Origin of the sequence: Agromyces litoreus, assembly GCF_040496015.1 — a bacterium.
GTDB lineage: Bacteria > Actinomycetota > Actinomycetes > Actinomycetales > Microbacteriaceae > Agromyces > Agromyces litoreus.
Map to the genome: position 1 here is coordinate 1 of NZ_JBEPKA010000008.1, position 24,054 is coordinate 24,054.

21 protein-coding genes and 1 pseudogene are annotated in these 24,054 nt (G+C 72.9%); 10 read left to right on the top strand and 12 right to left on the bottom strand.

The window, feature by feature from the left end; translation table 11 throughout:
* Positions 1-206: pseudogene (locus tag ABME01_RS07705) on the bottom strand (hypothetical protein); the annotation flags it as partial.
* A gap of 164 nt (positions 207-370) precedes the next feature.
* Here ABME01_RS07705 and ABME01_RS07710 point away from each other — a divergent pair.
* From ABME01_RS07710 to ABME01_RS07720, 3 genes are read left to right on the top strand one after another with little or no spacing between them, the layout of a single operon-like run.
* Positions 371-1,819, top strand: a complete 1,449-nt coding sequence (locus tag ABME01_RS07710; RefSeq protein ID WP_353827800.1) for an NAD(P)/FAD-dependent oxidoreductase — start codon at positions 371-373, stop codon at positions 1,817-1,819.
* Entirely contained in the window at positions 1,816-2,190 is a 375-nt protein-coding gene (locus ABME01_RS07715) for a cupin domain-containing protein (RefSeq protein WP_353827801.1), read from the top strand. The genes ABME01_RS07710 and ABME01_RS07715 overlap by 4 nt, the downstream gene beginning before the upstream one ends.
* A 40-nt stretch (positions 2,191-2,230) precedes the next feature.
* On the top strand, positions 2,231-3,397 hold the full coding sequence (locus ABME01_RS07720; protein ID WP_353827802.1) for a DmpA family aminopeptidase: 1,167 nt from the start codon (positions 2,231-2,233) through the stop codon (positions 3,395-3,397).
* A gap of 28 nt (positions 3,398-3,425) precedes the next feature.
* Here the strand turns inward: ABME01_RS07720 and ABME01_RS07725 are convergent, their stop codons facing one another.
* Positions 3,426-5,108, bottom strand: a complete 1,683-nt coding sequence (locus ABME01_RS07725) for an alkaline phosphatase D family protein (protein ID WP_353827803.1) — start codon at positions 5,106-5,108, stop codon at positions 3,426-3,428.
* Between the two features lie 90 nt (positions 5,109-5,198).
* Between ABME01_RS07725 and ABME01_RS07730 the strand changes: the two genes are divergently transcribed.
* Complete coding sequence (locus tag ABME01_RS07730; protein ID WP_353827804.1) at positions 5,199-6,155, top strand: alpha/beta hydrolase; 957 nt, start codon at positions 5,199-5,201, stop codon at positions 6,153-6,155.
* 22 nt (positions 6,156-6,177) lie between these two features.
* Here ABME01_RS07730 and ABME01_RS07735 read toward each other — a convergent pair whose 3' ends face one another.
* From ABME01_RS07735 to ABME01_RS07745, 3 genes are all read right to left on the bottom strand, one after another.
* Entirely contained in the window at positions 6,178-6,891 is a 714-nt protein-coding gene (locus tag ABME01_RS07735; RefSeq protein WP_353827805.1) for a winged helix-turn-helix transcriptional regulator, read from the bottom strand.
* A 10-nt stretch (positions 6,892-6,901) separates the two neighbouring features.
* Positions 6,902-7,360, bottom strand: a complete 459-nt coding sequence (locus ABME01_RS07740; protein WP_353827806.1) for a VOC family protein — start codon at positions 7,358-7,360, stop codon at positions 6,902-6,904.
* Between the two features lie 108 nt (positions 7,361-7,468).
* Positions 7,469-9,091 (bottom strand): PucR family transcriptional regulator, encoded by a 1,623-nt coding sequence (locus ABME01_RS07745; RefSeq protein WP_353827807.1) that lies wholly within the window; start codon positions 9,089-9,091, stop codon positions 7,469-7,471.
* Between the two features lie 201 nt (positions 9,092-9,292).
* Between ABME01_RS07745 and ABME01_RS07750 the strand changes: the two genes are divergently transcribed.
* The 3 genes from ABME01_RS07750 (at position 9,293) to ABME01_RS07760 (ending at position 13,888) form a co-directional block, all read left to right on the top strand.
* Entirely contained in the window at positions 9,293-10,852 is a 1,560-nt protein-coding gene (locus tag ABME01_RS07750; RefSeq protein ID WP_353827808.1) for a CoA-acylating methylmalonate-semialdehyde dehydrogenase, read from the top strand.
* Between the two features lie 19 nt (positions 10,853-10,871).
* Positions 10,872-12,326 (top strand): aspartate aminotransferase family protein, encoded by a 1,455-nt coding sequence (locus tag ABME01_RS07755; protein WP_353827809.1) that lies wholly within the window; start codon positions 10,872-10,874, stop codon positions 12,324-12,326.
* Positions 12,327-12,415: 89 nt separating this feature from the next.
* Complete coding sequence (locus tag ABME01_RS07760) at positions 12,416-13,888, top strand: FAD-dependent oxidoreductase (protein ID WP_353827810.1); 1,473 nt, start codon at positions 12,416-12,418, stop codon at positions 13,886-13,888.
* 17 nt (positions 13,889-13,905) lie between these two features.
* On the opposite strand, the gene ABME01_RS07765 is transcribed toward ABME01_RS07760, so the two are convergent.
* The 4 genes from ABME01_RS07765 to ABME01_RS07780 all read right to left on the bottom strand — a co-directional run bounded on the left by ABME01_RS07765 (position 13,906) and on the right by ABME01_RS07780 (position 17,112).
* Positions 13,906-14,691 (bottom strand): Pr6Pr family membrane protein, encoded by a 786-nt coding sequence (locus tag ABME01_RS07765; protein WP_353827811.1) that lies wholly within the window; start codon positions 14,689-14,691, stop codon positions 13,906-13,908.
* A 67-nt stretch (positions 14,692-14,758) separates the two neighbouring features.
* Positions 14,759-15,601 carry an amino acid ABC transporter ATP-binding protein gene (locus ABME01_RS07770; protein WP_353827812.1) on the bottom strand — a complete coding sequence of 281 codons (843 nt, stop codon included), beginning with the start codon at positions 15,599-15,601 and terminating at the stop codon, positions 14,759-14,761.
* Positions 15,588-16,253 carry an amino acid ABC transporter permease gene (locus ABME01_RS07775; protein WP_353827813.1) on the bottom strand — a complete coding sequence of 222 codons (666 nt, stop codon included), beginning with the start codon at positions 16,251-16,253 and terminating at the stop codon, positions 15,588-15,590. Before ABME01_RS07775 ends, ABME01_RS07770 begins: the two co-directional genes overlap by 14 nt.
* Before the next feature lie 43 nt (positions 16,254-16,296).
* Positions 16,297-17,112 carry an amino acid ABC transporter substrate-binding protein gene (locus ABME01_RS07780; protein WP_353827814.1) on the bottom strand — a complete coding sequence of 272 codons (816 nt, stop codon included), beginning with the start codon at positions 17,110-17,112 and terminating at the stop codon, positions 16,297-16,299.
* A 295-nt stretch (positions 17,113-17,407) separates the two neighbouring features.
* On the opposite strand from ABME01_RS07780, the gene ABME01_RS07785 reads away from it, so the two are divergent.
* The gene (locus ABME01_RS07785) at positions 17,408-17,737 is read left to right on the top strand and encodes a hypothetical protein (protein ID WP_353827815.1); all 330 of its coding nucleotides are present in this window, start codon (positions 17,408-17,410) and stop codon (positions 17,735-17,737) included.
* A 137-nt stretch (positions 17,738-17,874) separates the two neighbouring features.
* Here the strand turns inward: ABME01_RS07785 and ABME01_RS07790 are convergent, their stop codons facing one another.
* The 3 genes from ABME01_RS07790 to ABME01_RS07800 all read right to left on the bottom strand — a co-directional run bounded on the left by ABME01_RS07790 (position 17,875) and on the right by ABME01_RS07800 (position 20,935).
* On the bottom strand, positions 17,875-18,381 hold the full coding sequence (locus ABME01_RS07790) for a PaaI family thioesterase (protein WP_353827816.1): 507 nt from the start codon (positions 18,379-18,381) through the stop codon (positions 17,875-17,877).
* Between the two features lie 113 nt (positions 18,382-18,494).
* Positions 18,495-19,706, bottom strand: coding sequence for an acyl-CoA dehydrogenase family protein (locus tag ABME01_RS07795; RefSeq protein WP_353827817.1), 1,212 nt, complete (start codon positions 19,704-19,706; stop codon positions 18,495-18,497).
* Positions 19,703-20,935 (bottom strand): CaiB/BaiF CoA transferase family protein, encoded by a 1,233-nt coding sequence (locus tag ABME01_RS07800; protein WP_353827818.1) that lies wholly within the window; start codon positions 20,933-20,935, stop codon positions 19,703-19,705. Before ABME01_RS07800 ends, ABME01_RS07795 begins: the two co-directional genes overlap by 4 nt.
* A 213-nt stretch (positions 20,936-21,148) precedes the next feature.
* Between ABME01_RS07800 and ABME01_RS07805 the strand changes: the two genes are divergently transcribed.
* Together ABME01_RS07805 and ABME01_RS07810 are read left to right on the top strand one after the other, a co-directional pair.
* Positions 21,149-22,516: an NAD-dependent succinate-semialdehyde dehydrogenase gene (locus ABME01_RS07805; protein ID WP_353827819.1), complete on the top strand. Its 1,368-nt coding sequence runs from the start codon at positions 21,149-21,151 to the stop codon at positions 22,514-22,516.
* A gap of 255 nt (positions 22,517-22,771) precedes the next feature.
* On the top strand, positions 22,772-24,007 hold the full coding sequence (locus ABME01_RS07810) for an alkaline phosphatase PhoX (protein ID WP_353827820.1): 1,236 nt from the start codon (positions 22,772-22,774) through the stop codon (positions 24,005-24,007).
* Positions 24,008-24,054 lie beyond the last annotated feature (47 nt).

Sequence of the window (24,054 nt, forward strand, 5' to 3'; positions counted from 1 at the left end):
GGCTGGTCGGCGTCGACCCGCAGGCGCAGCACGCCGTCGCCGACGTCGTAGCGCGCCCTGGTGCGCTCGCGGCTCGACCACTGCGGCAGGTAGTGCGGGACCCACTGGTCGAGGTCGAGCTCCGGCCCGGAGAAGTCGGCCTCGAAGTCGAGCAGGTCGGGCGCGGGCGGGGGCACGGGAGGAGCCGGCGGCACTGCGGGGGGCATGGGGAAGATCCTGCCGCACGCCGCCGACACGCAGGCCGACCGTCCACAGGCGGGCTCCGGTCATCCTGTCCGGCGACGGGAGGTGATCGCGACGGCCCCGTATTGTCCAACTGTGCAATATGAGGGAGAATGGATCCACCAGACCGACTTGGAGTGATCCCGACATGGGAACGACCGTCTTCGAACGCCGCCGCCCTGCGGCATCCGCCATCGCCCACAGCCTCGCCGACACGCGGCACAGCGTGTTCTGGATCGACGACCTCGCCGAGGAGGCCACGCGCCGGCGCCCGCGCCTCGAGGGCACGCGGGTCGCCGACCTCGCGATCGTCGGCGGCGGGTACACCGGCCTCTGGACCGCCGTGCTCGCCAAGCGCGCGAACCCCGACCTGCACGTCGTGCTCCTCGAGGCGAAGCGCATCGGCTGGGCGGCCTCCGGCCGCAACGGCGGCTTCTGCGAGGCGAGCCTCACGCACGGCCGCGAGAACGGCCTGAGCCGCTGGCCCCACGAGATCGACGAGCTCGATCGACTGGGCCTGGCCAACCTCGACGCGATCGAGGCGGCCGGCGCCGAGTTCGGCATGGACTTCGAGTTCGAGCGCAACGGCGCCCTCGACGTGGCCGTCGAGCCCCACCAGGTCGAGTGGCTGCACGAGATGGCCGCGGATGCCGCGAGCCGGGGCGACGACGGCGTGAAGCTGCTCGACGAGCACCAGGTCCGGGCCGAGGTCGACTCGCCGACCTACCTCGGCGCGGTCTGGAACACCCGGACGAGCGCCATCCTGCACCCGGCGAAGCTCGCGTCCGAACTCGCGCGCGTCGCCGAGGAGGCGGGCGTCGAGATCCACGAGGACTCCCCCGTGAAGCGCCTCGACAGCCCCGGCTCCACGGGCGCCGTGCAGCTGGTCACCGAGCACGGCCGGCTCGACGCCACCCGCGCGGTGCTCGCGACGAACGTGTTCCCGTCGCTCCTCAAGCGCAACCGGCTCATGACCGTGCCCGTCTACGACTACGTGCTCATGACCGAGCCGCTCACCGACGCGCAGCGCGCCTCGATCGGGTGGGCGAACCGCCAGGGCGTCGGCGACATGGCGAACCAGTTCCACTACTCGCGGATGACGCGCGACGGCCGCATCCTCTACGGCGGCTACGACGCGATCTACCACTTCGGCGGACGCGTGCGCGATGGCTACGAGGACCGACCCGAGAGCTACGAGAAGCTCGCGAGCCACTTCCTCACCACCTACCCGCAGCTCGAGGGCATCCGATTCACCCACCGGTGGGCGGGGGCGATCGACACGTCGACGCAGTTCACCGCGTTCACCGGACTGGCCCGCGACGGCCGCGTCGCCTACGCCTCCGGATTCACCGGCCTCGGCGTCGCCTCGACCCGGTTCATGGCCGAGACGATGCTCGACCTGCTCGCGGGGCGCGACACGGAGCGCACCCGCCTGAAGATGGTGCGGACGCGCCCGCTGCCGTTCCCGCCCGAGCCCGCGGCATCCCTCGGCATCAACGCCACGCGCTGGTCGCTCGACCGCGCCGACCACCACGGAGGACGACGCAACGTGCTGCTGAAGACCCTGGACGCCCTCGGCCTCGGATTCGACTCGTGAGCGCCGACGCGCTCGCCCGCCTCGCCGCTGGTGCGGTGACGGATGCCGCGAGCCTGCCGCTCGCGCACGAGCCCGTGCCGGCGGAGCAGGTGGTCGCCGGCTCGCCCGCCACCGGGTACGCGACGCTCGACGAGCCCGCCGACGGCGGCGCCGGCGAACTCGGCGTGTGGGAGATGACGCCCGGCGCGATGCGCGACGTCGAGGTCGACGAGGTGTTCCTCGTGATCTCGGGGGCCGCGACCGTCGAGTTCGTCGACCCGGCCCTGCCCGCGATCGAACTGCGTCCCGGGTCGATCGTGCGCCTCGACGCGGGGATGTCGACGGTCTGGACCGTGACCGAGACCCTGCGCAAGCTCTTCATCTCGCGCTAGATCGCAACGCCGCCCCGTACCCCGACGACCGGAGTCGATGATGACCACCACGCCGCACCATCCCACCCGCGCCCGCGATCTCGGCGTGCCGTTCGACGGCGAGCCCGGCCGGTGGAACGCGATCACCGACGTCCCCGGCGTCGAGGTCGGGTACGCGACGATCATCGAGGGCGCGCCCGGCGACGATGCCGTCGCGCGGACCGGGGTCACCGCGATCCTCCCCCGGGGACGCGATGGTGCCGGCATCCCCTGCGCCGCCGGCGTCCACTCCCTGAACGGCAACGGCGAACTCACCGGTCGCAGCTGGATCGAGGAGTCGGGCTCGCTCACGCTCCCCATCGGCATCACGAACAGCCACGGGGTCGGCGCGGTGCACACGGGCATCGACCGCTGGGCGCACGAGGCGCACCCCGGGCTCGCCGCCGAGTGGATGCTGCCCGTCGTCGGCGAGACCTGGGACGGCTACCTCAACCAGATCAACGCCGGCCACGTGCGCCCCGAGCACGCGATCCTCGCGATCGAATCGGCGGTGAGCGGTCCGGTCGCCGAGGGCAACGTCGGCGGCGGGACCGGCATGAACTGCTACGGATTCAAGGGCGGATCGGGCACGGCGTCGCGCGTCGTGGCATTCGGCGAGGAGACCCACACGATCGGCGTGTTCCTCCAGGCGAACTTCGGAAGCCGGCACGAGCTGCGGCTCGCCGGCATCCCGCTCGGCCGCGAAAGCGCCGCCCCCAATCCGTACGAGGACCTCGAGTGGTTCGTCCGCGACGGCGAGCGCGCGCGTATGCGCGCCGGCGCGGGCAGCGTGATCGGCATCGTGGTCACCGACGCGCCGCTGCTGCCCGGCCAGTGCGAGGCCCTCGCCCGCCGCGTCCCGCTCGGCCTCGCGCGGACCGGCACCGCCGGCAGCCACTTCTCGGGCGACATCTTCCTCGCCTGCTCGACCGGCAACGCCGGCTCGTTCACGTCGAACATCCCGACCGGCGAGGTCGGCGACGACCCGTACGAGACGGCGCGCTACGTGCCGTGGGGCCGCATCGACCCCTACTTCGAGGCCGTCGTGCAGGCGACCGAGGAGGCGGTCGCGAACGCCCTGGTCGCCGCCCGCGACATGGTCGGTCGCGACGGGCACGCGAACGTCGCGCTCCCCCACGACGAGGTCCGCGCCGCATTCACGCACCGGAGCGAGCAGCCCGCGGCCTGAGCCGGCGATCCCGCGCGCGCTCAGCCCGTCAGCCCGAGGTCACCCGGGCCCGGGGATCGGCCGGCACCCGGACGTCGGCGACCTGCTCGAGGTGCGGATGGTCCTGGTCGCCGTCCTCGACCACGCCCGTGTGCCACGTCAGCCGGAGCTCGTCGGGCGCGTCGAGGAGCAGAGCGAGGTTGTTCGCGAACCAGGGCCCCTTCACCGTGCTCCAGCGGAACGGCGCGTCGGGCACCTTGGCGGAGCGTGCGGCGAGCCGGCCGATCGGCGTCGCCGCGCCGTACGACATCACGACCGAGAACCAGCGCATGACGCGCGGCAGCGGATTCCGGATCGGCGAGCAGACGGCCTGCAGGACCCGCGCCCCCGGGACGTCGTCGCGGTCGATCTGGGCGAGGTAGGAGTAGTGCACGTCGCCCGCGAGGAACAGCACGTTCTGCGGTGCGGGCCCGCGCTCGCCGGCGGCGAGCTCTCGGATCATCCGCGCGACCTTCTGGAACGTGTCCTGCCAGGCTCCCCAGTGCTCGAGGTCGACGGCCTGGCGGAGCACCTCGCCCACGCGGGCCGCCCTGCGGCCCCACGCGCCCTGCGAGATCGCCTCGTCCCACGCCTCGACGTTGTGCAGGCCCATCGGGAGCAGGAACGGGAGCGAGGTCGCGATGAGCACGTGCCGGAATCCGCCGCGCAGCTGCGCGTCGAACCAGTCGAGCTCGTCGGGATCGAGCAGGGCCCGGTCATCCGGATCGAGCTGACGCGCCGCGCGCGAGTCGACGACGATGAGGCGGATGTCGTCGTAGTCGCGGGTGTAGCTCCATCGCACGCTCGTCGGCTCCTGGTCGCTGCGGTCGGCGAACGCGTCGACCTCGTCGGTGAGGTCGAGCTCGTCGGCGCCGTCGTGGTGGGCGACCCGCTGCCAGAGCTCGTCGTCGGCCCGCTCCTCGGGGGTCAGGTTGCCGAGGTGCTGGTACACCCAGTACGACCCGAGCCCCGCCACGATGCGGCCGTGCCACCACGACGTGGCCTCCATCTTCTGCTTCCAGTCGTGCGAGGCGTTCCAGTCGTCGCGCACGTCGTGGTCGTCGAAGATCATCGCCGTCGGCACCGTCGAGAGGAGCCACCGGTTCGCCGGGTCCGACCAGGCGAGCCGGTACAGGTGGGCGTACTCCTCGTAGTCCTTCAGCTCCTCGCCCGGTTCCTCGTCGATGTCGCGCTTGTTCCGGATGAACTCCTGCATCTCCTCGGAGGTGATGTCGGCGTAGACCTGGTCGCCGAGGAACATCATGAGGTCGGGTCGCTCGGCGTAGCCCTCGGCGAGCGCGAGCGCGAACGTGCGCATCGCGTCGACGCCGTGCGTCAGGTTGCCCTTCAGGTCGTGCGGCACGCTCGTGCGGCACGACCCGTACGCGAGCCGCAGCCGTCGTCCGGTCTCCCAGGTCGCGATGACGGATGGCGGGTAGTCGGCGTCGGGCTCCGGCCACGCGCGTTCGTCGTCGACGTCGACCTCGTACGGCAGCACCGCACCGGGCTCGAGCCCGTCGAGTTCGACGAGCGCGTAGTGGTGGTCGTGCACGGCGAACGTGCGCGCCTGCCAGCTCCGGCCGTCGACGCGCACGCGCACGGTCGCGGTTCGTTCGGTCTCGACCCAGATGGTCGCCGTGGTCTCCCCGACGTGACGCAGCATGGGTCCCAGGATGAGCGGGGTGGTCGCCATGCCGCCGTTTCTACCCTGCCGACGGGGTGCGCGCCACCGGTTGCGCGGGTGCGTCGGCTGCCGCAGGCCTGCGCGGCCTATCGTCGACGCATGCGCGATGCGACGCCCGAGGCGCCCTCACCGGATCCGACGCCCTACCACCCCGACCTGGCACCGCGCGCGCGGTTCCTGCCTCGCGGCGTCGCCCATCCATGGATGGTCCCGTTCCTCGCTCCCCTGACGCGGCTCACGGGCGCCGCGTCGCCCCGCCGCGGTCGCCGTCGCGTCGCAGTCGGCCGTGCCAGCGTGTTCGTCCACCGTCCGCCCGCCCGACCGTCGACCGAGCCCGGCCCGGCGATGCTCTGGCTCCACGGCGGCGGGTACGTCTCCGGCGACGCACGGCACGACGAGGCCATCCTGCGCCGCTTCGTCGACGACCTCGGGATGGTCGTGGCCTCGGCGCAGTACCGGCTCGCGCCGAGGCATCCGTTCCCCGCCGCGCTCGACGACGGCGTCGAGGCCTTCGACTGGCTCGCCGCGCAACCCGACGTCGACGGGCGGCGGATCGTCGTCGGCGGGCTCAGCGCGGGCGGCGGCCTGGCTGCCGCCCTCGCCCGCCGCCTCGTGGATCGGGGCGGCGCCGCCCCGTCGTTCCAACTGCTGACCTACCCGATGCTCGACGACCGCACCGTCCGGGCTCCGCATCGCATGGACCCGTGGCTGCGGATCTGGGACGCCCCGTCGAATCGCACGGGATGGTCGGCGTACCTCGGCTCCGATCGAGGGAGTCCCCCGTACGGCGCCGTGCCAGCCCGCACCGACGACCTCGCCGGCCTCCCGCCCGCCTGGATCGGGGTCGGCGACCTCGACCTCTTCCACGACGAGGCCCTCGCGTACGCGGCGCGACTGCGCGACGCCGGCGTCGAGGTCGTCACCGAGGTCGTCCCCGGCGCGTACCACGGGTTCGACGTGGCCGACGCGGCGGCGCCGGTCTCGAGGTCGTTCGCCGACGCCCGCCTCCGGGCCGTCGCCGAGCACCTCGACCGCATCGCCGGGTCCGCGTCCTGAGCCGACGTCGACCCGCAGGCCGTCACGCCGCCGCCGCGGCCTCCCCGGCCGGCGGTTCGAGCGTGTCGATCCGGAACGTGAGCGCGAAGCGCGCCGGGCCGTCCGGGTCGCCCGCGAGCACCGTCACCGACCCGGCGCCCGCGCGTCCTGCGATGAGCTCCCGCAGTTCCCCGGGCGCGAGCGCGAACTCGACACTGGCGGCCGCGGCATCCGCCAGGCCCGTCGGCCGTGGCTGCGGCACCGCGTCTGGGCCGATCGGCACCACCTCGAGCGCCGCCCCCTCGACACGCGCCGCGACCGACGCCCGTCCGACGTGGAGCACGTACTCGGTGGGCGGAAGGGTGGCGGCGACCTCGGGGCGGAAGGCCGATCGCAGCGCGATCGCGAGGGACTCGTGGCTGACGGGCTCCTCCGCGCCGGGATCGCCCAGGACCGACCACCCCCAGCGCTCGAGCGCGAGCACGACGGGCTCGAGCTCGCGCCCGAGCGGCGTGAGCTCGTAGCCGCCGCGCACCATCGCGACGCGACGGACGACCCCGGCCTCCTGCAGTTCCTTGAGCCGGTCGCTCAGGATGTTCGTGGGGATGCGCGGCAGCGCCGTCTTCAGGTCGCTGTACCGGCGCGGGCCGACGAGCAGGTCGCGGACGATGAGCAGGGCCCACCGTTCCCCGACCCGCTCGATCGCCCGCGCGACGCCGCTGTACTGGCCGAAGCCGCGCGGCGAACGGGTCGCCATCCGGCGTGCCTCAGGCGCCCGCCGTCGGCGTCGGGGCGCCCTGCTCGGCCAGGTAGGCCTCGGGGCCCTGCTCGGCTGCCGCCGGCACCATGAAGAAGAAGCCGAGGATGTTGCCATCCGGGTCCTCGAGGTCGCGCGAGTACATGAACCCGAGGTCCTGCGCTTCGCGCGGCTCGGTGCCGCCCGCCGCGAGTCCGGTCTCGAGGATCGCATCGACCTCTTCGCGGGAGTCACGGGTGAAGGAGATGCTCGTCTGCGCCTGGGTCCTCGGGTCGATGATCTCCTTGTCGGTGAAGGTGCCGAGGAACTCGCGCGTGAGCACCATGAAGTAGATGCGGTCGTCGAAGACGACGCACGCGGCGTTCTCGTCGGTGAACGCCGGGTTGATGGTGCAGCCGAGGGCCTCGTAGAAGGCCTTGGACCGGTCGAGGTCGGTGGTCGGCAGGTTGACGAAGATGCTGGTGGTCATTGGTTCCCCCCTGGGATGTCGGGTCGCGGCCGGTCGGCCGACATCCGTTAGCTTGCTCTTTGCAAGCTTACTTGTCAAGAGCAAGTAAGCGGATGGCGCGACACCCGCTCAGCGGACGCCGCTGCGCCGCACCAGCAGCGCCAGGTGCAGGGCCGCGAGCGTCTCGCCGTCGTCGAGGTCGGCGTCGAGCAGGTCGCCGATCAGGGCCAGCCGCTGGTAGAACACCGACCGCGACAGGTGGCTCGCCTGCGCCGCCGCCGTGCGGTTGCCGGGATGCGCGAGCATCGCGCCCAGCACGTCGAGCAGGTCGCCCCCGCGGGCGAGGTCGTACTCGATGAGCGGTGCGAGCATCGACTCGCCGAGCTGCTGCATCCGGTGGTCGTCGCGGAGCGCGGTGACCAGCCGCACCAGCGGCCGGTCGTGCGAACGCCGCACCACCGGCCCCCTCGCCTGGCGCGGCACGGGCGTCCGCGCGAGGTCCATGGCCTCCTGGACCGAGCGGAGGAGCCCGTCGAGGTCGTCGGCGCGCGCCCCGATCGCGAGCGCCACGCCCGGAGCGTCGGCCGCGCCCTCCATCGCGGCGAGTCCGAGCGCGAACGTGCGCGCCGCGTCGTCGTCGAAGCGCGCGCCGGCGGGCAGCGACAGGAGCACGACGCGGGCCGAACCGCCGAGCCCCGCCCCCGAGGCGCGGCCGTCGAGCGCACGACCCGCGAGCCGTCGCGCCGCGGCATCCGCGTCGCCGGCGACGTCGCGGCCGGTGACCACGAGTCCGTAGAGGTCGGCGCCGCGCACGGGCAGTCCGGCCGACTCGAGCCGCGCCACCGCCCCGCCCGAGGTCGCGACCCGCGCGCCGAGCAGCGCGTCCACGAGCCGCTGCCGCCCGATGCGGCCCCAGGTGTCGTCGTCCCCGTCGGCGAGCCGGCCCAGTGCGAGCGCGATCGCCCCCTGCTCGAGGACGCCGAGCCGGCCCGCCGGATGCGCGGGGCCCGGCAGCGCGACGAGGTGCCCCCAGCGGATGCCACGGGCCTCGACCGGCACGATGAGCCAGGCCTCCGCACCCGCGCCCGCGCCCGCCGTGCCGGCGATCGACGTCCCGCCGAGGCGGCGACGCCGATCGGCGTCGCGCCGGTGCGCGTCGCGCGAGCGGAGCTGCCAGCCCGTGAGCACCTCCTCCTCCGCGCCCGGCGGCAGGTCGGCCGCGACCACCTCGTGCGCGAGGTTCTCCAGCACCACGGGCGCACCGAGCGTCTGGGCGAGCTGCTGGACGATGTAGTCCGGCGGAGCACCTCGGAGCGCGAGTGCCGTGAAGCGCTCGCGGACGTCGTCGCGGGCGTGCAGCGCCGCGGTCTGCTCGGAGATGATCCGCCGGTGCACCGCCTGGGTGAGGCCGACGAACTTCACCTCGCGGTGCAGGGCGACCAGTGCCAGTCCCCGCTCCGCCGCCGCGCGGTGCACGACGGCGGGCACGTACCGGTAGTGGGCGCCGAGCTCGAGCACGAGCCCGGAGACGCCGGCGTCGACGAGCCCCGCGACGAACGCGCGCAGCTCGTCGGGCTCGGTGGGCCATCCCGACCCGGTCGAGAGCAGCAGCTCGCCGCCGTCGAGCAGGCGCGCGACGCCGGCGCTGTCCGACACGTGCACCCACCGCACCCGGGCCTCGAGGGCGTCATCGCCGACGAGCACCTCGGGCACGCCCGCCGCGACCGCGTCGAGCGCCAGGATCTCGCGCACCGTGGGCAGCGCATCGTCCGTCGGCGACGGCGCCGCGCTAGTCGGACGATCCGTTCGATCTCGTTCGTCTTCGCGACGCTCTGGCATCCGACAGGCCTCTCTGCCTCTGTAAGACTTGGGAAACGCCAGCCTAGTCGACGTCGGTCGATCTGTCCGATTCGGACGGCGGGCGGCACGACCCCATCCACACGAAGGACCGCCATGACCATCACGGACCCCGCCCTCTCGCCCGCCTCCCCCGCGTCGCCCGCCGACGTGCCGCGGATCGGACACTGGATCGACGGCGCGGCGCGCCCGTCGGAGTCCGGCCGGACGGCACCCGTGTACAACCCCGCCACCGGCGCCGTGCAGGCCGAGGTCGCCCTCGCCGACCAGGCCGAGATCGACGAGGCGATCGCCTCGGCCGAGCGCGGGTACCGCGTCTGGAAGGACTACTCGATCGCGAAGCGACAGGGCGTGCTGTTCGCGTTCCGCGAGCTGCTGAACGCGCGCAAGGGCGAGCTCGCCGCGATCATCACGCGCGAGCACGGCAAGGTCTTCTCGGACGCGATGGGCGAGATCCTCCGCGGCCAGGAGGTCGTGGAGCTCGCGACCGGGTTCCCGCACCTCGTCAAGGGCGCGTTCTCGGAGAACGCCTCGTCGGGCATCGACGTGTACTCCCTCAAGCAGCCGCTCGGCGTCGTCGGCGTCATCTCGCCGTTCAACTTCCCCGCGATGGTGCCGATGTGGTTCTTCCCCATCGCGATCGCCGCGGGCAACGCCGTCGTCCTCAAGCCCTCCGAGAAGGACCCGTCGGCCGCGCTGTGGCTCGCCGAGCTGTGGAAGGAGGCCGGCCTGCCCGACGGCGTGTTCACCGTCCTGCAGGGCGACAAGCTCGCCGTCGACGGCCTGCTCACCAGCCCCGTCGTGCAGTCGATCTCGTTCGTCGGCTCCACCCCGATCGCGCAGTACATCTACGAGACCGCCTCCAAGCACGGCAAGCGGGTCCAGGCCCTCGGCGGCGCGAAGAACCACATGCTCGTGCTGCCCGACGCCGACCTCGACCTCGTCGCCGACCAGGCCGTGAACGCCGGCTACGGCGCCGCCGGCGAGCGCTGCATGGCGATCTCGGTCGTGCTCGCGGTCGAGCCGGTCGCCGACGAGCTCATCGAGAAGATCACCGAGCGCATCGGCCGCCTGAAGATCGGCAACGGCGCGGGCGTCGACGGCGTCGAGCCCGACATGGGCCCGCTGATCACCGATGTGCACCGCGACAAGGTCGCCTCCTACGTCGACATCGCCGAGGCCGACGGCGCGACCGTCGTCGTCGACGGCCGCGGACTCACGGTCGAGGGCCACGAGGACGGCTTCTTCTTCGGCCCCACCCTGCTCGACCACGTGCCCACCACGAGCCGCGCCTACACCGAGGAGATCTTCGGACCGGTGCTCTCCGTCGTCCGCGTCGCCTCCTACGACGAGGGCCTGGACCTCATCAACTCCGGCGCGTTCGGCAACGGCACCGCGATCTTCACCAACGACGGCGGCGCCGCACGCCGCTTCCAGAACGAGGTCGAGGTCGGCATGATCGGCATCAACGTGCCCATCCCCGTCCCCGTCGCCTACCACTCGTTCGGCGGCTGGAAGCAGTCCCTCTTCGGCGACAGCAAGGCCTACGGCGTCCACGGGTTCGACTTCTTCACCCGCGAGAAGGCCGTCACCAGCCGCTGGCTCGACCCCGCCACCCACGGCGGGCTCAACCTCGGCTTCCCGCAGAACCACTGACCCGGCGAGGACTCCCACCATGACCGACACGCTCATCCCGACCGAGGCTCCCGAGGCCGAGGCGACCGAGGCGACGGATGCCGCGATCGCGGCCTCGTACGTCGACCGCCACGGCGCACGGCACGCCCTGCCCGATCCGGCCGGCGACGCGCAGGTGCGCGCCGACGACCGCGCCCACGTGTTCCACTCGTGGAGCGCCCAGGCGCTGATCGACCCGCTGCCCGTCGCCTCCGGCGAGGGCGCGACCTTCCGGGACTACCAGGGGAACGCGTACCTCGACTTCTCGAGCCAGCTCGTGAACCTCAACCTCGGCCACCAGCACCCCGACCTCGTCGCGGCGATCCAGCAGCAGGCCGGCCGGCTCGCGACCATCCAGCCGTCGATGGCGAACGACGTGCGCGGCGAGCTCGCGCGCCGCATCGCCGAGGTCGCCCCGGGCGACCTCGAGAAGGTGTTCTTCACCAACGGCGGCGCCGACGCGAACGAGTACGCGGTGCGCATGGCGCGCGAGGTGACCGGCCGCCGCAAGGTGCTCTCGATGTACCGCAGCTACCACGGCGGCACGGCCACGGCGATCTCGCTCACGGGCGACCCGCGTCGCTGGCGGAACGAGCCCTCCGACGGCTCCGTCGCGCACTTCCTCGGACCGTACCCGTACCGCTCGTCGTTCCACGCCGAGAGCCCCGAGCAGGAGACCGAGCGCGCGCTCGCGCACCTCGAGCAGGTCATCACGCTCGAGGGCGCGTCGACCATAGCGGCGATCATCATCGAGACGATCGTCGGCACGAACGGCGTGCTCGTGCCGCCGCCCGGCTACCTGCAGGGCGTCCGGGCGCTCGCCGACAAGTACGGCATCGTCTACATCGCCGACGAGGTGATGGTCGGCTTCGGTCGCATCGGCGAGTGGTTCGCGGTGAACCACTTCGGCGTGACCCCCGACCTCATCACGTTCGCCAAGGGCGTGAACTCGGGCTACGCGCCGCTCGGCGGCGTCGTCATCTCGGAGCGCATCGCCTCGCACTTCGACACCGTGGCCTTCATGGGCGGGCTCACCTACTCGGGCCACCCGCTCGCGTGCGCGCCGGGCCTGGCCACGTTCGAGGTGTTCGAGCGCGACGGCATCCTCGAGCGCGTGCGCGACCTGGGCACCCGTGTCGTGGGACCGCGCCTGGCCGACATGGCCGAGCGCCACCCGTCGGTCGGCGAGGTGCGCGGCCTCGGCCTGTTCTGGGCGATCGAGCTCGTGCGCGACCGCGAGACGCGCGAACCGCTCGTGCCCTTCAACGCCTCCGGCGCGGACGTCGCGCCGATGGCGAAGGTCGCCGCGGCCTGCCGTCGGGCCGGACTGTCGCCGTTCGTGCACTTCAACCGCATGCACGTCGCTCCGCCGCTGGTGATCGGCGAGGCGGACCTCGTCCGCGGCCTCGACATCATCGACGCCGCACTCGACGTGGCCGACGCCGAGATCGCGTAGCGGGACGCGGTCCCGGCCGCCGCGCGGGTGGGCGCGGCGGCCGGACCCGTGCGGGGTCCGGCCGCGGTCGAGCGGCTAGCCTGAGGCACATGGACGCACGGGGGCCCGCGGGCAGGATGCCGCGACGGGCGTTCCTCGCGGCGGGCCTCGGCGGCCTCGCGGTCGCCCTCGCGGCCTGCACCGACGGCGGGCCGCTGCCGACCCCGACCCCGACGCCATCCGAGACCCCGACGCCGGCCCCGGGCGGCCTCCCCGCCCCCACCGCGTTCCGGCGCTCCCGCTGGAGCACCGACCCGTTCGTGCGGGGCGCGTTCAGCTTCGACGCCGTCGGCGCCACCGAGGCGCAGCGCGCGGCACTCGGCGAGCCCGTCGCCGACCGGCTCGTGATCGCCGGCGAGGCCACGTCGGTCGACGCGCCGGGCACCGTGCACGGCGCCTACGCCGAGGGCCTGCGGGCCGCGCGGGCCGTCGCCGGGCTCGCCCAGGACGGCGACCGCGTCGTCGTGATCGGCGCGGGCATCGCCGGTCTCGCCGCTGCCCGCGCCCTCACCGACCGGGGCCTCGACGTCGTGGTGGTCGAGGCCGGCGCCTCCGTCGGCGGGCGCTTGCGCACGGTCGTCGACGACGTGCTCGGCCCGGTCGAGCTCGGCAGTCCCTTCGTCGCCGACGGCGCGACGATGCGCAGCGTGATCGGCGGATCCGGCGTCGAGACCGAGCCCTTCGTCCCCGAGCCCGAAGTGCGCGACACGACCGGCGCCGTCGTGGCGCCCTCACCGGCGGGATGGGACGCGGTCGCGACCGCGCAGGAGTGGGCGCGCGCGCGATCGACCGACGTCTCGCTGACCGAGGCCCTCGTCGGCTCGGGCGCGGTGCCGCTGTCCGGCGAGCCCGGCGAGGACGGCACGAGCCCGCGCGAGTGGCTCGTGCATGCGCTGTCGACCGGGGTCGAGCCGACCACGGGCGCCGTGCCGGGGCGGGTCTCCGCGCAGCGGTTCGACCCCGCGCGGGCCGGCCGGCCCACCTCTCGCGTCACGACCGGCTGGACCCCGCTCCTCGACGCGCTGGGCGACGGCGTCTCGATCGCCGGGTCGAGCGTGGTGACCGCGATCTCGGTCGACGACGACGGCGTGAGTCTCCGCCTGGACTCGGGCGAGTCGCTCCGCGCCCACCGGGTCGTCCTGACCGCCTCGATCGGCGTCCTGAAGACCGACACGATCACGATCGAACCGCCCCTGCCGCTGCTGCACCAGCGCGCCATAAGCGTGCTCGGCATGGGCGCGCTCGACCTGGCCTGGCTCGGCTTCGACGAACCGTTCTGGCGTGGGCCGGCCGGCGGCGACGCGGCCGCCGACCCGAACGTGCTGACGCTCGTCGGCGCGACCCCCACCGTCTCCGCCTGGCTCGACCTCGGCGACCACGACGGCACCTCGATCCTGGTCGGGGTCGTCGCCGCCGAGCATGCCAGGCGGATCGCGGCGCTCGAGGATGCCGACGCGCTCGCCGCGGTGCTCGACGCGCTCGCGGCGCTCACCGGTGCCGCCGCGCCCGCACCGCTCGACTGACCCCCGGGCGCCCCGGTTCACGCGCCCGCGGCGACGCGTCGGCGCACGGCGCGCAGCGCCAGCCGACGATGCACCGCGACGAGCACCGAGGTGATCGCGACGAAGATGAGCAGCACGATGGCGCAGTAGGCGGCGATGCCGCCGTATCCGCCGACCTGGGTCGAATCGAGGAAGAAGTAGGGGTACCAGCCGATGTTCGCGCCGCGGAAGAGCGTGTAGACGAGCCATCCCGCCGGGAAGACGAGGACCCAGGCGGTCGTCGCCCACGGCACCGGCGGGTTCACCGCGATCGCGGCGTCGACGATCCAGGCGAGCAGGGCCAGGAGCGGCACCACGAAGTGCAGCACCGTGTCCGACCACGGCACCTCGAGGCGGTAGTCCCGCGTCGAGGCCTGCACCGCGATGAGGCCGAAGACGATGCCGGAGACCAGCAGGTAGACGGTCGCGATCGTGCGCAACCCGGCCAGCCATGCGGGGTCGCGGTGCTGGGTCAGCGCGTAGCCCGCGGCGATGAGCAGCGTGACGACGGCGACCATCGCGGACTGGATGGTGAAGTAGCTGAAGAAGTTCACCGAGGCGAACAGGGGGAAGCCCAGCACGTACTGGTAGTTCGCCACGAGTGCGACGACCTCGGTCCCGGCGATGAGGAGCCGGAAGAGCCCGAGCGCGCGTCGTCGGGGCGTGACGAGGGCCTGCTGGTGCGCGGCCGCGGCGGCCCGGGCATCCGCCTCGGACGCCGCGGCCACGACGGCCGCCGCCGCGGGTCCGGCCCCGACGGCAGGGTCGAGCAGGCGGGCGGGCATGTGCACACGCTAGTCGCCCCGCCTCGACGTCGGCCCGGACGCCCGCCGGTGAGGCGCCCCGCGCGCCTCAGTCGAGCGGACGCAGGATCCGGTCGAGGAACCGCCGGGTGCGCTCCTCCCGGGGCGCGGTGAAGATCTGCTCCGGCGCGCCGCGCTCGACGATCACGCCCCCGTCCATGAAGAGCACCTCGTCGGCCGCCTGCCTGGCGAACTGGAGCTCGTGCGTGACGACGACCATCGTCCAGCCCTCGTCCGCGAGCTCGGTGATGACCTGCAGCACCTCGCCGACCAGCTCGGGGTCGAGGGAACTCGTCGGCTCGTCGAACAGCAGCAGGTCGGGCTTCAGCGCGAGCGCGCGGACGATGCCGACGCGCTGCTGCTGGCCGCCCGAGAGCTCGAACGGGTACGCGTCGCGCTTCTCCGCGAGCCCGACCCGGTCGAGGAGGGCCTCGGCGTCCGCGACCGCGCGCGCCCTGGGCACCTTCTGCACGCGCACCGGGCCCTCGATGACGTTCTCCAGCACGGTCATGTGCGGGAACAGGTTGTGCTGCTGGAAGACCATCGCCGACCGGTCGCGCATCGCCGCGCGCGCGCCCTTGGCCGGTGGCGCGGCGAAGTCGACCTCGGGGCCGCCGTCGAACGCGAGCCTGCCGGCGTCCGGCGTCTCGAGCCCGTTCAGGGAGCGCAGCACCGTCGTCTTGCCCGACCCGCTCGGGCCGATGAGCGTGACGACCTCGCCTCGCCGCACGGAGAAGTCGATGCCGCGCAGCACCTCGTTCGCGCCGAAGGACTTCCGGATGCCGCGGACGTCGAGGAGCACCGCATCGTCCGTCGCACCCGCCTCGCGCGGCGCGAGCGGGTCGTCGCCGCCGGAGCGGCCCGCGCGGTCCAGGTGGTCAGTGGGCGACATGGCGATCCAACCTCTTCTCCAGCGTGGACTGTCCACCCGCGAGCGCGAGGCAGAACAGCCAGTACACGAGCGCGGCCTCCAGGTAGAGGAGCATGAACTCCTGGCTGAACGCCGCGATCTGCTGCGCCACGCGGAACAGCTCGGTGACGAGGATCAGCGAGGCGAGCGAGGTGTCCTTGACGAGCGAGATGAACGTGTTCGACAGCGGAGGCACCGAGACCCGCGCCGCCTGCGGCAGGATGACGCGACGGAGCGTCGTCGCCCGCGACATCCCGATCGTGTACGCCGCCTCCCACTGGCCCTTCGGCACGGACAGGATGGCCGCGCGGATCACCTCGGCGGCGTAGCCGCCGACGTTGAGCGAGAACGCGATGATCGCGCTCGGCCACGGGTCGATGACCAGGCCCACGGCGGGCAGGCCGTAGAAGATCACGAAGAGCTGCACCAGGAGCGGCGTGCCCCGGATCACGGAGACGTAGGCGCGGGCGACGCCCGACACGACGCGATGCCTCGACAGGCGCATGAGCGCCACGGCGAGCGCCAGCACCAGGCCGGTCGCGAACGAGGCGAGGGCCAGCGGGATGGTCCCGCTGACCCCGCCCCACACGATCGGCCAGAACGATTCGAGGAAGAGCTGCAGGCTCTCGTTCATCGGCTCCCATCCATCCGCTCAGGTCCCCCGGGTCGTCGCGCGCCTACTGCGAGACGTCGGCGCCGAAGTACTTCTCACCGAGTTCGGCGAGCACGCCCTCGGCCTCGAGCTCGGCCAGCGCCTCGTCGATCGCCGCGGCGAGCGCCTCCTTGTCCTGCGTGAGGGCGAACGCGCTCTCGGAGGTCTCGTCGGTCTCGGCCGCGACCGCGATGCCCGCGTCGGGGCTGGTGTTGACGTAGTCGAGGAAGGTCAGCCGGTCGTTGACCGTCGCATCGACGCGGCCCTGCTGCAGGAGCGACACGGACTGCGCCCATCCCTCGACGGCCTCGACCTTCGCACCGGACGCGGTCGCGAGCTCGTACCAGTTGCTGGTGAGCGACTGCGCGGTCGTCTTCCCGGCGAGGTCGTCGAACGAGGCGATCGAGGTGTCGCCCTCGTTCACGACGACGACCCCGCGCGAGACCGTGTAGGGCGCGCTGAACAGGTACTGCTCCTCGCGCTCCGGGGTGATCGACACCTGGTTGGCGATGACGTCGAATCGGCCGGCGTCGAGGCCGGCGAAGATCGCGTCCCACTGCGTCTCCTCGAAGGCGATCTCGAGGCCCAGCCGGTCGGCGACCGCCTCGGCGACCTCGACGTCGTAGCCGACGAGCTCGCCCGAGCCGTCCTCGTGGAAGCTGAAGGGGCGGTACGTGCCCTCGGTGGCGACGGTGAGGGTTCCGGCCCGCATCAGGCCGTACTCGTCGCCCGCGCCTCCGGCCGACGCATCCGTCGCGCTCCCGCCCGTCGAGCACGCGGCGAGCGCGATCACGGCGGTGGTGGCGGCGGCGAGGCCGAGCAGGGTGCGGGTTCGAGACATGGATGGTGCTCCGTTTCGTCGGTGGATCCGTTCCGCGCCGCGCGCGGGGCCGCGGTCGGCGGCCGGCCCCGGGCGACGGTCGAGTCCGCCATGCACGGGGCCGCGTGGTGCAACCGCGCGGACCCCGGATTCATTTCCGATCCGCCGGAACGGATGGCGCATGCGCGCGCGGGCATACACCGTCGAGCGACGTCTCCGCAATGGGCGGCGCCGTGGGATTCGGCGTCGCTAGTCTGGCGCGGTCGAGGGACCGATCCCCTCGTCGCATCACCCCCGCAGAGATCGAAGGAACCGAATGATCACCCTGTCCTGGCTCCTGCTCATCGCCCTCGCCGGCGGCGTCCTCGCCATCGTCGACGGCATCTGGCGCCTGCGCGCCCGTGGCGGCTCGACCATCATCGGCATCATCGAGATCATCGTGGCCGGCCTGTTCGTGCTGTCGCTGTTCCTGACCGGAATCCCGTTCGGCTCGCTCGTGCTCGGCATCGCCACGCTGGTCGTGCTGATCGTCGCGCTCGTCACTCGCGGGCGCCTCGGCATGACGCTCACGCTGATCGCGCTCGCGCTGATCGCGATCTGGCTCGTGCTCGAGAACCGCTGGATCGTGATCCCCGGGCTCAACTGACCGTTCCGGCGCATCGCGCCGGAACCCGTGAGGCCGGCCCTGTGGGGGGAGCCGGCCTCACGCCTCCCCGGCCGGGGCGCGACGCGCCCCGGCCGTTCGGGTGCCTGTGGTCGCCGAGCGACGGGTTCGGCGCTCGGTCAGTCGTCGACGGCGCCCCCGGCATCCGCCGCGTCGTCGCGACGCGCCTGCGTCACCCGGCGCTTCTCGCGCACGTACACCTCGCGGCGCACCCGCGCCACGACGTCGCCGGACGCATCGACGATCTCGGTCTCGAACCACTCGAGCACCTTGCCGCCGCCGTGGGCGCGCCGTCGGAGCTCCTCGACCCGCTCGCGCGGCACCTCGAACCGCGCCGTCAGCACGCCGCGGCCCGGCTTGACGAACTCGATCTCGCCGCGCGTGTCCCAGACCACGTGATCGGACCCGAGCTGGTGGCGCACGAGCATGAAGAAGTACGGGTCGGTCATGGCCGACATCGACCCGCCGAAGGCGGTCTTCACGTAGTTCCGCGTGATCGCGTTCACGTGCAGCTCGACGTCGGCACTCGTCCAGTCCGGCGCGAAACGCCGCACCCGGATGCCGCTGAAGAGGTTCGGCGCCCAGAGGCTCATGCCGATCGCGAGTCGTCGTGGGGTCATCCGCATCGCACCAGTGTGGCGCGGCCACGCGCCATCCGCCCGTCCGTCGTGGGAATCCCACAACCCGGCTCCGGCCGGTCGCCGCACGGACGTGCCGAGGTGCGGTCCGGGGGCGGGCGCTAGAAGGCGTTCAGGCCGGTGAGGGCCCGGCCGATCACGAGCTGGTGCACCTCGTCGGTGCCCTCGTAGGTGCGCACCGACTCCAGGTTGGCGGCGTGCCGCATCACCGGGAACTCGCTCGTGACGCCGTCGCCGCCGAGGATCGTGCGCGCCTCGTGCGCGATCCGGAGCGCCTCGCGAACCGAGTTCAGCTTGCCCACCGAGATCTGCGCCGGCGTGAGCGCGCCGCGCTCCTTCAGCCGGCCGAGGTGCAGCGCCAGGAGGACGCCCTTCTCCACCTCGACGAGCATGTCGGCGAGCCGCGCCTGGATGAGCTGGTTCGCGCCGATCGGCCGCCCGAAGACCTCGCGCGTCGTGGCCCGGCCGAGCGCCGCCTCGAGGCACGACCGGGCGGCGCCCATCGCGCCCCAGACGATGCCGTACCGCGCCTCGTTGAGGCATCCGAACGGACCCGAGAGGCCGCGCGCACCGGGCAGGATGGCGTCGGCCGGGAGCCGCACGCCGTCGAAGGTCACGTCGCACTGCACCGAGGCGCGCATGGAGAGCTTGCCCTCGATGGGGGTGGCGGTGAACCCGTCGGTCCCGGTCGGCACGAGGAAGCCGCGCACCGCGGACCCGCCCTCGCCGAACTCCCCCGACGGGTCGTCGACCCTGGCCCAGACCACGGCGACGTCGGCCAGCGACGCGAGCCCGATCCACCGCTTCGCGCCGTCGAGCACCCACTCGTCGCCGTCGCGGCGGGCGACGGTCGTCATCGCGGCGGGGTCGCTGCCGCCCTGCGGCTCGGTGAGCGCGAAGCACCCGACGAGCTCGCCGGCCGCCATGCCGGGCAGCCACCGCTGCTTCTGCTCCTCGGAGCCGTACTTGTGGATGGCGCTCATGGCGAGCGAGCCCTGGACCGACACGAACGTCCGCCAGCCGGAGTCGGCCGCCTCGAGCTCGAGGCAGACGAGCCCGTACGCGACCGCTCCGGCGCCCGCGCAGCCGTACCCGGTCAGGTGCATGCCGAGGAAGCCGAGTTCGCCCGCCTCGCGCACGAGCTCCCGGCGGAAGTGCTGCGCCTCGAAGTCCTGCTCGATGACCGGCGCGATGCGCTCCTGCGCGAACCTGCGGGCGCGGTCCCGCCACTCGAGCTCGTCGGCGGTGAGCAGGGCGTCGAGGTCGAAGACGGCGTCGATGCGCGGCGCGGTCGGGGCGGCGTGGTCGGTCATCGGTCGGTTCCTTCCGGAGCGTGGTCGGTGCGGTCGGCGCGCGCCGCGTGGCCGTCGTCGACGGGATCGGCGCGGGAATCGGGAGCGGCGGCGTCCCGCCAGTCCGCGCCCCGGTCCGCGTCGAGGCGGGGCGGCGGCGTGCGGTACCCGGGCGGCGCGGCCGCGAGGCGGATCGGGTTCGCGATCGAGCAGACCCCGCCCAGCTCGACGACGGGGTCGAGCCCGAGCTCGCGGGCGAAGGCGATCGCCTCGGCGACGTCGTTCACGAGTCCGGCGGGCACGCCAGCGTCGGTCAGCGTGCCCACCCACTCGGCGGCCGTCGCCCTGCCGAGTGCGCGCTCGAGCTCGGCGTGCAGGAGCTCGCGGTGCGCGACGCGGTCGGCGTTCGTGGCGAACCGCGCGTCGTCGGCCAGCCCGGGCGCCCCGAGCAGTCGCGCGAGCGTGCGGAACTGCCGGTCGTTGCCCACGGCGACCACGAGCTGGCGGTCGGCGGCGCGGAACACCGCGTACGGCGCGATGCTCGGATGCGCGTTGCCCATCCGGCCGGGGGCCCGCCCGGTGCCGAGCGTCGCGCCGGCCTGGTTCGTGAGGGCCGACAGCAGCCCGTGCAGCAGGTTCAGTTCGACGAGCGAGCCCTCGCCCGTGGCATCCCGCCGCCGCAGGCCGAGCAGGATCCCGGCGACCGCGTTCTGGCCGGTGAGCACGTCGACGAGTGCGACGCCCGCCTTCGTCGGCCCGCCGTCGGGCTCGCCGGTGATGCTCATGAGCCCGCCCACCGCCTGTACGAGCAGGTCGTACCCGGCGAGGCCGGCGCCGCGTCCCGCCCCGAATCCCGTGATCGAGCAGTACACGACGCCGGGATTGCCGGCGCGCACCTGCGCGTACCCGAGGCCGAAGCGCTCCATGACGCCGGGCCGGAAGTTCTCGACCAGCACGTCGGCCGTCGCGGCGAGGCGGTGCGCCTCGGCGAGGTCGGCGGGATCGTTCAGGTCGAGCGCGACCGACCGCTTGTTGCGGTTGACGCTGCCGAAGTAGGTGGCCTGCCCGTCCGGTCCGACCGGCGGATGCCAGTGCCGCGTGTCGTCGCCCGAGGGCGGCTCGACCTTCACGACGTCGGCGCCGAAGTCGGCCAGGAGCATCGTGGCGTAGGGCCCGGCGAGCACGCGCGAGAAGTCGGCCACGCGGATGTCGGCGAGCACGCCGTCCGCGGTCCCCTCCGGCTGCGCCATCCGCCCTCCTCGGCCCTCGGGGCCCGGCGACCGGGCCCTCGCGCCACGATACCCACGACGCGCGACGCGCGAGTTTGTACAGTGCGTCGAACGACTCACGGGGATCCGCCACCGCGTCGATCGCGCTCGTGCCGAGTCGGCCTAGGCTTGAGGACGGCGTGCATCGTCGTCGCCGAACGGGTTGACGAGTGCACCGATACCCAGAGGAGTCCCATGACGAACTACGCCGTCGTCAACCCGGCCACCGGAGAGACGGTCAAGACGTTCCCGACCATCACCGACGCCGAGCTCGAGGCCGCGATCGCGAGTGCCGACGGAGCGCACCGCACGTGGGCCAAGTCGACCACCGTCGAGGAGCGCGCCGCCCTCGTCCGCCGCGTCGCCGAGCTGCACGTCGAGCGCCGCCAGGAGCTCGCCGAGATCATCGTGCGCGAGATGGGCAAGCCCATCGAGCAGGCCCTCGGCGAGGTCGACTTCGCCGGCGCCATCTACGAGTACTACGCCGACAACGCGGCCGAGTTCACCAAGGACGAGCCGATCACGCTGCTCGACGGCGAGGGCTCGGCGGTCGTGCGCCGCTCGTCGCTCGGCGTGCTGCTCGGCATCATGCCGTGGAACTTCCCGTACTACCAGGTCGCGCGCTTCGCCGGCCCGAACGTGATCATCGGCAACACGATCCTGCTCAAGCACGCCGAGCAGTGCCCCGAGTCGGCCGCGGCGATCGAGCAGATCTTCCGCGACGCGGGCGCTCCCGAGGGCGTGTACGTCAACATGTACGCGTCGCACGACCAGATCGAGACCGTGATCGCCGACCCGCGCGTGCAGGGCGTCTCGCTCACCGGCTCGGAGCGTGCCGGTGCCGCCGTCGCCGAGGTCGCGGGCAAGCACCTGAAGAAGGTCGTGCTCGAGCTCGGCGGCTCCGACCCGTTCATCCTCCTCTCGACCGACGACCTCGACGCCACGGTCCAGAACGCGGTCGACGCGCGCCTCGACAACAACGGCCAGTCGTGCAACGCCGCGAAGCGGTTCGTGGTCATCGACGAGCTCTACGAGCCGTTCCTCGAGAAGTTCACCGCGAAGATCGCCGAGGTCGAGGCCACCGACCCGACGTCGGCCGACTCGGCACTCGGCCCGCTGTCGTCGCTGCGCGCGGCCGAGGGCCTCGACGGCCAGGTCAAGCGCGCGGTCGAGCACGGGGCGAAGCTCGTGCACGGCGGCTCGCGCGACGGCGCGTTCTTCCAGACGACGGTGCTCACCGACGTCACCCCGGAGAACCCGGCCTCGAAGGAGGAGTTCTTCGGCCCGGTCGCGCAGGTCTTCCGCGCCTCGGACGAGGCGGACGCGGTGCGCATCGCGAACGACACCCCGTTCGGCCTGGGCTCGTACGTCTACTCGACCGACCGCGAGCAGGCGCTGCGCGTCGCCGACCAGATCGAGGCCGGCATGGTCTTCGTCAACGTCGTGCTGGCGGATGGCGCCGAGCTGCCCTTCGGCGGCATCAAGCGATCCGGTTCGGGCCGCGAGCTCGGCCGCTTCGGCGCCGACGAGTTCGTGAACAAGAAGCTCATCCGCATCGGCTGAGCCCGGCCGGACCCGGTCACGACGCGCCCCGCGGCACCTGCCGCGGGGCGCGTCGTCGTCCATGCGCGGACCGGACGTACCCGTCGTGCCGTCCGGGCGGAGGGCGATCCCGATGCCGGACACGTTCCGTTCACCCAGGACGGGGTCAGCCGAACCCGACGTGCCATGTCGCCGCCACCGGCCCCTCCTAGCGTGTGGCGCGTCCGTCACCAACGACAGGACGCGTCAGTCACCACCGACAGGAACAGGATCGACATGCGCTTCCGCACCATCGCCGGTACCGCCGTCTGCGCGACGGCCCTCGCCATGGTCCCCGCCGCCGCCCAGGCGGCGAACGGCCCCATGGGCTTCGACCCGATCGCGGGCACCCCGTACGCGACCGCCTCGTCCGACTGGACCGAGCCCTTCGTCATTCCCGACGGCTTCACCCAGTCGATGGTCTCCGACGAGACCGTCCTCGACATCTACGACGGCGGCGTCGACGACCTCACCGACATGAACACGGTCAACGAGACCGGCCCGCAGGCCGGCCGCTACCTGTACCGCACGCACGAGGTCGGCTCGAACGGCTCGCTCTCGGTCGTCGACCTCGAGACCGGCGAGACGAAGGTCATCGCCCAGCGCGCCGACTGGAGCCGCCTCGACGGCATCCGCTGGACGCCGTGGGGCACGCTCCTCTTCGCCGAGGAGACCGCCGGCGGCCGCCTCTTCGAGGCGTTCCTCGACCCGAAGGACCCGACCAGCATCACGCGCATCGAGCAGCGCAGCGAGGTCGGCATCCTGCGTCACGAGGGCATCGAGGCGACCGCCGACGGCGACGTCTACGTGATCGACGAGCTCAACGGCGGCTCCATCTACCGGTTCGTGCCGACCACGCGCGGCGACCTCTCCGACGGCCAGCTCTACGCGCTGAAGCTCACCGGGCTCACCGACGAGCAGCAGGCCTGGGACTCCTCGGCGTACGACGAGAAGGTCGGCGCGTTCGAGTGGGTCGCACTCGACATGGATCAGGTCGTCGTCGACGGCGACGCCGCCGCGAACGCCGTCGCGGCCACCGAGTTCGGCCGCCCCGAGGACGTCGAGGTCATCGGATCGACGCTCTACGTCGCGAACACCTCGGAGGACCGCGTCGTGGCGATCGACCTCGTCCACCGGGAGCTCACCTCGTTCGTCGAGAAGGGCCTCAACGTGCCGGTCGAGGATTCGGGCGCCGGCGTGACCGGGTTCAACAACCCCGACAACCTCGCCCAGGGCCCCGACGGCCGCCTGTGGGTCGTCGAGGACAACTACCTCTCCGACGTCTGGGTGGCCGGCCTCGACCGCGACGGCGACGGCGCGGCCGACTCGGTCGAGCAGTTCGCCTCGCTCGTCGACACGGGTGCCGAGATCTCCGGCATCTACTTCGGCAAGGACTCGAAGTCGCTCTTCCTGAACGTGCAGCACGCCGAGAAGGCGCTCGCCGACGGCACCTGGAGGATCACCAAGCGCTGACACCGGGCGCAGCGCGGGGGCGGGCCGAACACGGCCCGCCCCCGTTG